The sequence below is a fragment of the Stenotrophomonas sp. FW305-3-2-15-E-LB1 genome (assembly GCF_058787375.1).
On the sequence record NZ_JBYSZR010000007.1, the window covers coordinates 30,138 to 41,243 of the forward strand.

General features: G+C 68.5%; 13 protein-coding genes. 11 read left to right on the forward strand and 2 right to left on the reverse strand.

From position 1 onward, the window contains the following. Positions 1-13 precede the first annotated feature (13 nt). The 11 genes from AC3WL7_RS07235 (at position 14) to AC3WL7_RS07285 (ending at position 9,085) form a co-directional block, all read left to right on the forward strand. The gene (locus AC3WL7_RS07235; RefSeq protein ID WP_079222390.1) at positions 14-313 is read left to right on the forward strand and encodes a hypothetical protein; all 300 of its coding nucleotides are present in this window, start codon (positions 14-16) and stop codon (positions 311-313) included. Positions 314-320: 7 nt separating this feature from the next. After that, entirely contained in the window at positions 321-638 is a 318-nt protein-coding gene (locus tag AC3WL7_RS07240; protein ID WP_079222391.1) for a hypothetical protein, read from the forward strand. 10 nt (positions 639-648) lie between these two features. Next, positions 649-1,287, forward strand: a complete 639-nt coding sequence (locus AC3WL7_RS07245; protein ID WP_295515561.1) for an FMN-binding negative transcriptional regulator — start codon at positions 649-651, stop codon at positions 1,285-1,287. 71 nt (positions 1,288-1,358) lie between these two features. Beyond that, positions 1,359-2,021, forward strand: a complete 663-nt coding sequence (gene can / locus AC3WL7_RS07250; protein ID WP_079222393.1) for a carbonate dehydratase — start codon at positions 1,359-1,361, stop codon at positions 2,019-2,021. A 19-nt stretch (positions 2,022-2,040) separates the two neighbouring features. Next, positions 2,041-2,562, forward strand: coding sequence for a 3-hydroxyanthranilate 3,4-dioxygenase (locus tag AC3WL7_RS07255; RefSeq protein ID WP_312737758.1), 522 nt, complete (start codon positions 2,041-2,043; stop codon positions 2,560-2,562). Positions 2,563-2,703: 141 nt separating this feature from the next. Next, positions 2,704-3,978, forward strand: a complete 1,275-nt coding sequence (kynU, locus tag AC3WL7_RS07260; RefSeq protein ID WP_492749831.1) for a kynureninase — start codon at positions 2,704-2,706, stop codon at positions 3,976-3,978. A 31-nt stretch (positions 3,979-4,009) separates the two neighbouring features. Continuing rightward, on the forward strand, positions 4,010-5,377 hold the full coding sequence (locus AC3WL7_RS07265; RefSeq protein ID WP_079225285.1) for an FAD-dependent oxidoreductase: 1,368 nt from the start codon (positions 4,010-4,012) through the stop codon (positions 5,375-5,377). Further along, positions 5,377-6,816: an exodeoxyribonuclease I gene (sbcB, locus tag AC3WL7_RS07270; RefSeq protein ID WP_492749834.1), complete on the forward strand. Its 1,440-nt coding sequence runs from the start codon at positions 5,377-5,379 to the stop codon at positions 6,814-6,816. Before AC3WL7_RS07265 ends, sbcB begins: the two co-directional genes overlap by 1 nt. Then, complete coding sequence (locus AC3WL7_RS07275; RefSeq protein WP_079222397.1) at positions 6,813-7,499, forward strand: DUF2461 domain-containing protein; 687 nt, start codon at positions 6,813-6,815, stop codon at positions 7,497-7,499. The genes sbcB and AC3WL7_RS07275 overlap by 4 nt, the downstream gene beginning before the upstream one ends. Continuing rightward, the gene (locus AC3WL7_RS07280; RefSeq protein WP_313418858.1) at positions 7,499-8,491 is read left to right on the forward strand and encodes an aldo/keto reductase; all 993 of its coding nucleotides are present in this window, start codon (positions 7,499-7,501) and stop codon (positions 8,489-8,491) included. The genes AC3WL7_RS07275 and AC3WL7_RS07280 overlap by 1 nt, the downstream gene beginning before the upstream one ends. Positions 8,492-8,533: 42 nt before the next feature. Beyond that, positions 8,534-9,085, forward strand: a complete 552-nt coding sequence (locus AC3WL7_RS07285; protein WP_492749837.1) for a DUF2939 domain-containing protein — start codon at positions 8,534-8,536, stop codon at positions 9,083-9,085. 122 nt (positions 9,086-9,207) lie between these two features. Here AC3WL7_RS07285 and AC3WL7_RS07290 read toward each other — a convergent pair whose 3' ends face one another. Both AC3WL7_RS07290 and AC3WL7_RS07295 read right to left on the reverse strand, forming a co-directional pair. Further along, a complete protein-coding gene (locus AC3WL7_RS07290) occupies positions 9,208-10,152 on the reverse strand; it encodes a 5'-nucleotidase (RefSeq protein ID WP_033831508.1) in 945 nt (314 codons plus the stop codon). Between the two features lie 47 nt (positions 10,153-10,199). After that, positions 10,200-10,973 (reverse strand): NAD kinase, encoded by a 774-nt coding sequence (locus tag AC3WL7_RS07295; RefSeq protein WP_079222400.1) that lies wholly within the window; start codon positions 10,971-10,973, stop codon positions 10,200-10,202. Between the last annotated feature and the right edge of the window lie 133 nt (positions 10,974-11,106).

The window sequence follows — 11,106 nt, forward strand, 5'->3', positions numbered from 1 at the left end:
GAGGTACTGCCCCATGACCCTGTTCTTCGCCCTTTGTTTCGTCGGCGTCGCAGTGGCCGGGTTCAGTGCCTTCGTGATCTTCTGGCCATTGACCCTGGTGCACGTGCGCGACCGCCATCCGGCGCTCGCCGCGCGCTTCGGCAATGGCGCCTTCCTCAAGCCCGATGCCCTGGCCTGGCTGCTCCGCCGCGATTACCGCCAGCAGCCGGACCGTTCGCTGTCCGGGCTGGCGACGCCGGCCTGGGTATCGCTGCTGACCCTGCTGGCCGGACTGGGCATGGCTGCCCTGCTCTGGGTGGCTTCGCTCTGGTAACGCACACATGAACGACAACAACAACGACGCCCGTGACAGCTGGTGGCTGGCCAGCCTCGGCAACACCCTGATCTGGGCCCGCCTGCGCGTGCGCCCGGCCGGCACCGCCGAAGTGCTCGACAGCGATGGCAACACGCTGAGCTATGACAGCGAAGACACCGCGCGTTCGCAGCTGTTCGACGCCGAGTTCGTCGAGTACGACGGCCTGGACGAAGAAGACGCCCTGGTGCGCGGCTTCAGCCTGCACGAAGTGCAGCCGCCGCAGGCCGGCAGCGATGAAGGCCTGCGCGGGCGCATGATCCAGTCGCTGGGCGCGCGCGCCTGAGGCGCAAACCATGTTCACCCCACGCGACTTCGCCGCGACCGACCTGCTCTGGCTGGATCGCCTGCTGGCGCGTGATCCGTTCGTCACCGTGCTGACCACCGGTGACGACGGCCTGCCCGAACTGACCCGCGTGCCCGTGCTGTACCGGCGCGACGGCGACCAGATCGAACTGCGCGGCCACTGGGCCCGGGCCAACCCGCAGGCGCGCCATGACGGCGCGGCCAAGGTGCTGGTGGACGGGCCGCATGGCTATGTATCGGCCAGCTGGTACCCGGACAAGGAAGCCGCCTCGCGCGTGCCGACCTGGAACTATGCTGCCGCCGAACTGCGCGGCCAGCTGCAGCGTTTCGACGATACCGACGAGCTGGCCCAGCTGGTCTCCGACATCGGCGACCGCTTCGAAGCCAGCGTCGGCCAGGCCTGGCAGTTCGAGCCGCAGCGTGACGACCACCGTCGCCAGCTGCGCGGCATCATCGGCTTCCGCTTCCAGGTCGAACAGGTACAGCTGAAGCTGAAACTGAGCCAGAACCACCCCGAGGCCAACCAGCAGGCGGTGATCGCCGAACTGGAAAAGCTCGACTCCCCGCATTTCACCGAGCTGGCGCAGTGGATGCGCTGGCACCGCGCGCAGACCGCCGCCAGCGACTGAGCGCATTGTTTCCCGCGAAGGCGCGGCCGGACGGCCACGCCCCTCGCCCACCCGACGCCAGGGACCCGAACATGAAAGACATCCACAAGCTGCTGCAGAACAACCGCGACTGGGCCGACCGCATCGAGAAGGAAGACCCCGAGTTCTTCCACCAGCTGGCCAAGCAGCAGCACCCGGAATACCTGTGGATCGGCTGTTCCGATTCGCGCGTGCCGGCCAACCAGATCATCGGCATGGCGCCGGGCGAAGTGTTCGTGCACCGCAACGTGGCGAACGTCGTGGCCCACACCGATCTGAACTGCCTGAGCGTGGTGCAGTACGCGGTAGACCAGCTGAAGGTGAAGCACATCCTGATCGTCGGCCACTACGGCTGCGGCGGCGTGCACGCCTGCCTGCACAACACCCGCGTCGGCCTGGCCGACAACTGGCTGCGCCACGTGGGTGATGTGATGCAGAAGCACACCGCGATCATCGACGCCATCGAGACTGATGAGCTCAAGCACGCCCGCCTGTGCGAACTGAACGTGATCGAGCAGGTCGCCAACCTGTGCCGCTCGACCATCGTGCAGGACGCCTGGGCCCGCGGCCAGAAGCTGATGGTGCATGGCTGGGTGTACAGCCTGAAGGACGGCCGCGTGCGCGAGATGGGCATCGACGTGGGGTCGCAGGAAGACCTGCAGCCGGCTTACGAAAAGGCCCTGTCCTACGTGCCGCGCAAGGGCAAGCGCGACTGACCTCCCAGGGGAACCGACCATGCTCGCCTCGCCGATCAACCTGCACGCCTGGATCGAAGAACACCGCCACCTGCTGAAGCCGCCGGTGGGCAACAAGATGATCGACAACGGCGACTTCATCGTGATGGTGGTGGGCGGGCCGAACTCGCGCACCGACTACCACTACGACGAAGGCCCGGAGTGGTTCTACCAGCTGGAAGGCGAGATGGTGCTGAAGGTGCAGGAGGATGGCGCAGTACGTGACATCCCCATCCGCGCCGGCGAGATCTTCCTGCTGCCGGCCAAGGTGCCGCATTCGCCGCGGCGCCCGCCTGGCGGCATCGGCCTGGTGGTCGAGCGCAAACGCCTGCCGCATGAGAAGGACGGCGTGATCTGGCATTGCGAGCGCTGCAACCACAAGCTGCACGAAGAGTATTTCCCGCTGCAGAACATCGAGACCGACCTGCCCAAGGTGTTCGCGCGCTACCAGGCCAGCCTGGAACTGCGCACCTGCAGCGAATGTGGGCATGTGGATCCGCTGCCGGTACCGGCGGCGGGCTGAACGTTCGCCGGGCACGGCCCGGCGCTACCGGTGCGCATGATCTACGGGTAGCGCCGGGCCACGCCCGGCGAGCGCACCGCGCGGCATCACGCAGGCCCCAGGCGCTACACTGGCAGCCCCGTTGCAGCCTGTTGCCCGACCATGTCCGACCTGCTCAGCCGCACCCACGCCATCGCCCTGGACGCCGCCGATCCGCTGCGCCCGCTGCGCAATGAATTCCTGATTCCGCGCCATGGCGGCGGCGAACAGACCTACTTCGTCGGCAACTCGCTGGGCCTGCAGCCGCGTGGCGCGCAGGGCGCCGTGCAGGAAGTAATGAAACAGTGGGGCGAGCTCGCCGTGGAAGGCCACTTCACCGGCCCCACCCAGTGGCTGTCCTACCACCGCCTGGTCAGCGCGCAGCTGGCCCGCGTGGTCGGTGCGCTGCCCAGCGAAGTGGTGGCGATGAACACGCTGAGCGTGAACCTGCACCTGATGATGGTCAGCTTCTACCGGCCCACTGCCGAGCGCCCGGTCATCCTGATGGAAGCCGGCGCGTTCCCGACCGACCGCCATGCGGTGGAAGCGCAGATCCGCTTCCACGGTTTCGACCCGGCCGATTGCCTGGTGGAAGTGCAACCGGATGAAGCCAACGGCACGATCTCGATGGCCGCCATCGAACGCGCCATCGGCGAACACGGCCCGCGCCTGGCGCTGGTGCTGTGGCCGGGCGTGCAGTACCGCACCGGCCAGGCCTTCGACCTCGATGCGATCACCCGCATCGCGCGCCTGCAGGGCGCCCGCATCGGCTTCGACCTGGCCCATTCGGTCGGCAACCTGCCGCTGCACCTGCACGATGTCGCGCCGGACTTCGCGGTGTGGTGCCACTACAAGTACCTCAACAGCGGCCCGGGCGCCGTGGCCGGCGCCTTCGTGCATGAGCGCCACCACCGCGACACCACCCTGCCCCGCTTCGCTGGCTGGTGGGGCCACGATGAAGCGACCCGTTTCCAGATGGCACCGCAGTTCACCCCGGCCATCGGCGCCGAAGGCTGGCAGCTGAGCAACCCGCCGATCCTCGGCCTGGCCCCGCTGCGTGCATCGCTGGACCTGTTCGAGCGGGCCGGCATGGAGGCGCTGCGCCGCAAGTCGCTGGCCCTCACCGGCCTGCTCGACGCCCTGGTGCGGGCGCGCCTGCCGCAGGTGCTGGACATCGTCACCCCATCCGAGCCGGAACGCCGCGGCTGCCAGCTCTCGCTGCGGGTGCTCGCCGGCCGCGAGCGTGGCCGCGCCCTGTTCGAACACCTGCGCGCCATCGGCGTGCTGGGTGACTGGCGCGAGCCGGACGTGATCCGCATTTCGCCCACCCCGCTCTACAACCGCTACCTGGACGTGCACCACTTCGTCGAGGAAGTGGAAGCCTGGGCCGGCCTGTAAGCCGCTCCCCCACCTCTTGCTGGACAGTTCGTTGATCGCACATGCATCCCGCTCGTTGAGCATCATCGGTGCCGGCCTGGCCGGTTCCCTGCTGGCCATCCTGCTGTCCCGCCAGGGCTGGCGGATCACCCTGTACGAACGCCGTGGCGACCCGCGCGTGGCGGACTACGAAAGCGGCCGCTCGATCAACCTGGCGCTGGCTGAGCGCGGCCGCAACGCGCTGCGCCAGGCCGGCGTGGAAGACGAAGTGATGGCCCGCGCGGTGATGATGCGCGGCCGCATGGTGCACCCGCGCGAGGGCGAACCGCAGCTGCAGCGCTACGGGCGCGACGACAGCGAAGTGATCTGGTCGATCCACCGCAGCGGCCTGAACACCACGCTGCTGGAACTGGCCGAACAGGCCGGCGCCACCGTGCACTTCCATCGCCGCCTGCACACCGTCGATTTCGATGCCGGCTATGCGCGCTTCATCGATGACCGCGACGACAGCCCGCACGACATCCGTTTCGACACGCTGATCGGTGCCGACGGGGCCGGTTCGGCACTGCGCGCAGCCATGAACCGGCGTGCGCCGCTGGGCGAGGACATTGCCTTCCTCGACCACTCGTACAAGGAACTGGAGATCCCGCCTGCGGCCGACGGCGGGTTCCGCATCGAGCGCAACGCGCTGCACATCTGGCCACGCGGCCATTACATGTGCATCGCCCTGCCCAACCACGAAGGCACGTTCACCGTCACCCTGTTCCTGCCCAACAAGGGCGAGCCGAGCTTTGCCACGGTCAACACCGGTGCGCAGGCCGAGGCACTGTTCGCCCGCGAGTTCGCCGACACGCTGCCGCTGATCCCGGACCTGCGCGCGGACTGGGAACAGCATCCGCCCGGCCTGCTGGGCACGCTCACCCTGCAGCGCTGGCACCAGGCCGGTCGCGCCGTGCTGATCGGCGATGCCGCGCACGCAATGGTGCCGTTCCACGGCCAGGGCATGAACTGCGCCTTCGAGGACTGCGTGGCACTGGCCCGCCACCTGCAGGAGGCGGACGACCTGGAAGGCGCCTTTGCCGCCTTCGAAGCCGAGCGCAAGCCGAATGCACGTGCCATCCAGCAGATGGCGCTGGAGAACTACCTGGAGATGCGCGACCGCGTCGCCGATCCGGCCTTCCTGCTGCAGCGCGAGCTGGAACAGGAACTGCAGCGGCGCTGGCCCACGCGCTTCGTGCCGCACTACACCATGGTCACCTTCCTGCACACGCCGTATGCCGAAGCGCTGCGCCGCACGGAGATCCAGCGCGACATGCTGGTGGCGGCCACCGCAGGCCACCAATCCTTGGACAACATCGACTGGGCCACGCTGGAAGCGCAGATCCACGCGCAGCTGCCGGTCCTGGAGGGCGCACACTGATGGCCGACAGCTTCCTGTTCTACGATCTCGAAACCTTCGGCCAGGACCCGCGCCGCACCCGCATCGCGCAGTTCGCGGCGATGCGCACCGATGCCGATCTGAACGTGATCGACACGCCGGTCAGTTTCTTCGTGCGCCCGGCCGATGACCTGGTGCCGTCACCCATGGCCACCCTGGTCACGGGCATCACCCCGCAGCAGGCCATGGCCGAGGGCATCAGCGAAGCCGAGGCCTTCGACCGCATCAACGAGCAGCTGTCGCGGCCGGGCACCTGCGCGCTGGGCTACAACACCCTGCGCTTCGACGACGAGTTCATCCGCTACGGCCTGTTCCGCAACTTCCACGACCCGTACGAGCGCGAGTGGCGCAACGGCAACTCGCGCTGGGATCTGCTGGACATGCTGCGGATGATGCGTGCTCTGCGCCCGGAGGGCATCCAGTGGCCGCTGCGCGAAGATGGCGCGACCTCGTTCAAGCTGGAGCACCTGGCCGAAGCCAACGGCGTGCGCGAAGGCGATGCCCACGAGGCGCTTTCGGACGTGCGCGCCACCATCGGCATGGCGCGGCTGTTCAAGCAGTCGCAGCCGCGGTTGTGGGATTACGCACTGAAGCTGCGCGACAAGCGCTTCGTCGGCAGCCTGCTGGACGTGGCCGCGATGAACCCGGTGCTGCACATTTCCATGCGCTACCCGGCCAGCCGCCTGTGTGCGGCGCCGGTGCTGCCGCTGGCCATGCACCCGACCATCAACAACCGGGTGATCGTGTTCGACCTGGAAGGCGAAATCGATGACCTGCTGGAGCTGCCGGCCAAAGTGATCGCCCAGCGCCTGTACATGCGCGCCAGCGAACTGCCCGAGGGCGTGGCACGCGTGCCGCTGAAGGAAGTGCATCTGAACAAGGTGCCGGCGCTGGTGGCCTGGAACCACCTGCGCGCCGACGACCACGCACGCCTGGGCCTGGATGTGGCCGCGATCGAAGCCAAGGCCGAGCGCCTGCGCGCGGTTGCCGCACCGCTGGCCGAGAAGGCGCGCCAGGTCTTCAACCAGCCGCGGCCGGCCACCGTGTCCGACGTGGACGCCTCGCTGTATGACGGCTTCCTCGGGGCGGGCGACAAGCCGCTGCTGGCTCTGGCCCGCACCAGTGCGCCGCAGCAGCTGGCTGCGCTGGAAGGCCGCTTCCGCGACCCGCGCCTGCCCGAGCTGCTGTTCCGCTACCGCGCACGCAACCATCCCGACAGCCTCGCACCGGATGAACGCGAGCGCTGGCAGGATTACCGCCGCCAGCGCCTGCTCGGCGAGAGCGGCCTGGGCGAACTGAACCTGCCCCAGTACCAGCAGCAGATCGACGCGCTGGCCGCCGAAGCGCCCGATGACGCGCGCCGGGCCGACCTGTTGCAGTCGCTGCGCGACTGGGGCCATCACCTGCAGGAGACGCTGTGAGCACGTATTTCTCCGACGCCAGTTTCAAGTTCCTGCGCAGCCTGGCGCGGCATAACGAAAAGGCCTGGTTCAACGACCACCGCCAGCAGTACGAAGACCATGTGCGGCAGCCGTTCCTGCGCCTGCTGGGCGATCTGCAGCCAGCATTGACCGAAGTCAGCGACCACTTCCGTTCGGACACGCGCGGTGTCGGCGGTTCGCTGTTCCGCATCCACCGCGACGCGCGTTTCTCCAACGACAAGTCGCCGTACAAGACCTGGCAGGGCGCCCGCCTGTTCCATGAGCGTCGCCGCGAAGTGGCCGCGCCTTCGTTCTACATCCACCTGCAGCCGGGCGAGAGTTTCGTTGGCGCCGGCCTGTGGCATCCGGAGCCGGACACGCAGCGACGCATCCGTCATTTCATCCTCGACAACCCGGGCAGCTGGAAGGCGGCTGCGCACGCGCCGGCCCTGCGCAAGCGCTTTGATTTCGAGCAGACCGAGAAACTGGTGCGGCCGCCGCGCGGCTTCCCCGCCGACTTCGAGTTCATCGACGACCTCAAGCACCGCAACTGGGTGATGTGGCGCTCGCTGGACGACGACACCATGACCGGCCCCCGGCTGCTGTCCACCCTGGGCAAGGATCTGGCCGCACTGGGGCCGTTCGTCGATTACCTCTGCGCCGCCCTGGACCTGGAATTCTGATGGTGCAGGCACTGCCTTTGGCCCGGCAGCGGCGCGTGCTCGGCCGCACCGGCCTGCAGGTGTCGCCGATCGGCCTGGGTTGTTCCGGTTTCTGGGGCCACCGCCGCTTCGCGGAAGGCGCTGCGGCCGCCGTGGTCGAGCACGCCCTGGCACAGGGCGTGAACCTGCTCGACACCGGCCACAACTATTCCGGCTTCCATGCCGAGCCGCGCCTGGGCCGCATCCTGCGCCCGCTGCTGGCACGCTTTCCGCGTGAGTCCCTGGTGGTGTCCAGCAAGGGCGGCACGCTGACCGGCCAGGCCGGCATCAGCGGTGCCGAGCAGCGTGATTTCTCCGCGGCGGCGATCACCGCCAGCTGCGAGGCGTCGCTGCGCAACCTCGGGCTGGATTACCTGGACATCTACCAGCTGCATGGCGCCAGCGAGCACGACATCAACGATGACCTGCTGGCCGCGCTGCAGCGCCTGCGCGAGCGCGGCCTGGTGCGCTGCACCGGCATCAACACGCACTCGGCGGTGACGCTGCGCTGGATGATCGCCCACCCCGAGGCCTTCGACGTGGTACTGCTCGATTACAACGCCCTGCAGCAGGACCGCGAGCCGCTGATCGACCAGCTCACCGCCGCCGGCATCGGCGTGCTGGCCGGTACGGTGCTCGCCCAGGGCCACCTGCTGCCGGCACGGCCACGCCTGCCCCGGCTGGCCGACGCCTGGTACCTGGCGCGCACCTGGCTGAAACCCAGCAGCCGCGCACTGATGCGCAGCGCACGCGCGATGCGCCACGCGGTGGCATCGGTGCACAGCCAGCAGCCGGCGCAGACCGCCTTCGCCTATGTACTGCAGCATCCCGGCGTGGCCAGCGGCATCCTCGGCACCACCCGCGTGGCCAGTCTCGAACAGGTGCTGCAGACCCGCCTGGAGGCGCTGGATGGCGCCGATCGGCAGCGGCTGGTGGCCGCCTTCGGCGATGGCAGCGGCTCACCCAGTCACTGACGCTTAACCTGCCGCTGCCGCAGTTGCGGCAGTCTGGGCGCCATGAAGAAACTCATCGGCATTCTGGTTGCCCTCGTCCTGGCCGTGGCCGCCTGGTGGTTCAGTGGCCCGTACTTGACCGTGCACGGCCTGTCCAAGGCCATCGAGCAGCGCGATACCGCGCGGCTTGAGCGCTACATGGATTTTCCGCGCGTACGCAGCAGCCTGCGCGCCCAGCTCAACGATTACCTGGTGCGGCAGGCGGGGCCGGACGTGGCGGCCAGCCCGTTCGGCGCGCTGCTGTACGGGCTGGGTGACCAGCTGGGAGGTGCGGCGGTGGACACCATGGTCACGCCGACCGGCATCGGCGCGATGCTGCAGGGCCACGTGCTGTGGAAGCGCGGCCGCAATGAACTGCAGGGCGGCGATGCGTTCGGCCCGACCGAACCGGCGCGGCCGTTGAAGAATGCCGAACACCATTTCGAGGCGCTGGACCGCTTCGTGATCGACGTCCAGCGCGGCCCCGGCGAACCACCGATGAAGGTGGTGCTGGAGCCGCAGGGCCTGCGCTGGAAGGTGGTGGACCTGCAGCTGGGGATGTCGGGAAGCCCGTAGCCCCATGCCGCTGCGCTCGCCGGGCATGGCCCGGCGCTACCACCGCGGCCCGCCCCATCCGGTAGCGCCGGGCCATGCCCGGCGATGCCAACCAAGGTTGGCACCCACCCGTCGAATCCGCTTCAGCCCTCGTTGGCCACGCCGTGCGGGACGTGACCGGCGGCCACGTGTTCACGGGCGCTGTCGATGTTGTGCTGCGAATCATCGAAGAAGATGTCCGCGCCGAAGGCCTGCAGGAACGGGCCCTTGTGGCGGCCGCCGAGGAACAGGGCCTCGTCCAGGCGCACGCCCCACTCGCGCAGGGTGCGGATCACCCGCTCGTGCGCCGGGGCCGAACGCGCGGTGACCAGCGCGGTGCGGATCGGCGCGCTGTCGCCCGCCGGGAACACTTCCTGCAGCGTGTGCAGGGCCGACAGGAAGCCGCGGAACGGGCCACCACTGAGCGGCTCGCGGGCGCGCTCGCGCTCGTGGCGACCGAAGGCCTCAACCCCCTGCTCGCGCGAGATCCGCTCGCTCTCATCGCCGAAGATCACCGCGTCTCCATCGAAGGCGATGCGCAGCTGCCCGGCCGGGCGCGTGATATCGATCTGGTCGGCGGCAGCCGCCGCGGTTTCACCCGGGGGCTTGGGCAGGATGGTCGCCGCCGCGATGCCATGGCGCAGCGCACTGCGCACCGATTCGGGATTGGCCGACAGGAACAGGTCGGTGCCGAACGGCTTCACGTAGGGCCAGGTCGGCTCGCCCGCAGTGAAGGTCGCGCGGATGATGCCCAGCCCATAGTGCTGGATGGAATTGAAGATGCGCAGGCCGGTATCGGCCGAATTTCGCGACAGCAGGATGACCTCGACGCGCGGGTTCTCCGGGCTGGCACCCTGGTTCAGCGCCAGCAGCTTGCGCACCACCGGAAAGGCCACGCCGGGGCCAAGGATGTCGTCCTCATGCTGGCGCTGGTACTCGGCATAGGCCGCTACGCCATCGCTCTCGAACAGCGCATGGCTTTCTTCCAGGTCGAAAAGCGCGCGCGAGGTCACCGCGACGGTCAGCAGGCGGGGGGAGTTGTCGCCCATCGGTGGGGGTCCTTCAAGCGATCGGCGGGGCCGGCAGCGTATTGTCGTCAAAAAACGAACTGTTCGCTCAGGATCCGGTCTTCCAGGTTGTGTTCCGGGTCGAACAGCAGGGTCACCCGGTGCTCCTTCGACTCACGGATGGTGACTTCCACCACGTCGCGGGTCTCGTGCGAATCGGCAGTGACGCTGACCGGGCGCTTGTAGGGATCAAGCACACGGAAGCGCACTTCGGTGTCGGCCTTGAGGATGGCTCCGCGCCAGCGCCGCGGCCGGTAAGGAGCCAACGGCGTCAGGGCGATGGTATGCGACCCCAGTGGCAGCACCGGGCCGTGCGCCGAATAGTTGTAGGCCGTGCTGCCGGCCGGGGTGGCCACCAGCACGCCATCGCCGATCAGCTCGGCCACCCGTTCCTGGCCGTTGAGATCGATGCCGATGTGTGCCGCCTGGCGGGTCTGCCGCAGCAGCGAGACATCGTTGTAGGCCAGCGAACCGGTGCTCGCACCGGATTCGGTCAGCGCCAGCATTTCCAGCGGTCGCAGGTTGGCCGGCTCGGCGCGGGCGATGCGTGCAACCACATCGTCTTCGGCGCGGTACTGGTTCATCAGGAAGCCGACGGTGCCCAGCTTCATGCCGAACACCGGCTTGCCCAGGCGGCCATGCCGATGCAGGGTCTGCAGCATGAAGCCGTCGCCGCCCAGCGGGCACAGCACATCGGCCTGGTCGGGCGCGTGGTCGCCGTAGCGGGAAACCATCGCCGCGCGGGCCATCTGCGCCGGTTCGGCGGTGCTGGCCAGGAAAGCGATGCGGGGGGTGTCGCTCATCGGTGGATCCGGGTGGGTGTGCCAGCAAGAGCATACCCGGTCGTGCGGGCCGCTGGCCGGCAGGACCAGGCAATGCAGAACGGCCCCGCTTTCGCGGGGCCGTTCCTCCAACTGCTGCAGATCAGGAGCCCCC

What these genes read in the sequence shown, in the direction of transcription:
- can (WP_079222393.1), top strand. Translation starts at nt 1,359, where the DNA reads ATGAAAGACATCCACAAGCTGCTGCAGAACAACCGCGACTGGGCCGAC.
- AC3WL7_RS07280 (WP_313418858.1), top strand. Translation starts at nt 7,499, where the DNA reads ATGGTGCAGGCACTGCCTTTGGCCCGGCAGCGGCGCGTGCTCGGCCGC.
- AC3WL7_RS07235 (WP_079222390.1), top strand. Translation starts at nt 14, where the DNA reads ATGACCCTGTTCTTCGCCCTTTGTTTCGTCGGCGTCGCAGTGGCCGGG.
- AC3WL7_RS07245 (WP_295515561.1), top strand. Translation starts at nt 649, where the DNA reads ATGTTCACCCCACGCGACTTCGCCGCGACCGACCTGCTCTGGCTGGAT.
- sbcB (WP_492749834.1), top strand. Translation starts at nt 5,377, where the DNA reads ATGGCCGACAGCTTCCTGTTCTACGATCTCGAAACCTTCGGCCAGGAC.
- AC3WL7_RS07240 (WP_079222391.1), top strand. Translation starts at nt 321, where the DNA reads ATGAACGACAACAACAACGACGCCCGTGACAGCTGGTGGCTGGCCAGC.
- kynU (WP_492749831.1), top strand. Translation starts at nt 2,704, where the DNA reads ATGTCCGACCTGCTCAGCCGCACCCACGCCATCGCCCTGGACGCCGCC.
- AC3WL7_RS07290 (WP_033831508.1), bottom strand. Translation starts at nt 10,152, where the DNA reads ATGGGCGACAACTCCCCCCGCCTGCTGACCGTCGCGGTGACCTCGCGC.
- AC3WL7_RS07255 (WP_312737758.1), top strand. Translation starts at nt 2,041, where the DNA reads ATGCTCGCCTCGCCGATCAACCTGCACGCCTGGATCGAAGAACACCGC.
- AC3WL7_RS07295 (WP_079222400.1), bottom strand. Translation starts at nt 10,973, where the DNA reads ATGAGCGACACCCCCCGCATCGCTTTCCTGGCCAGCACCGCCGAACCG.
- AC3WL7_RS07285 (WP_492749837.1), top strand. Translation starts at nt 8,534, where the DNA reads ATGAAGAAACTCATCGGCATTCTGGTTGCCCTCGTCCTGGCCGTGGCC.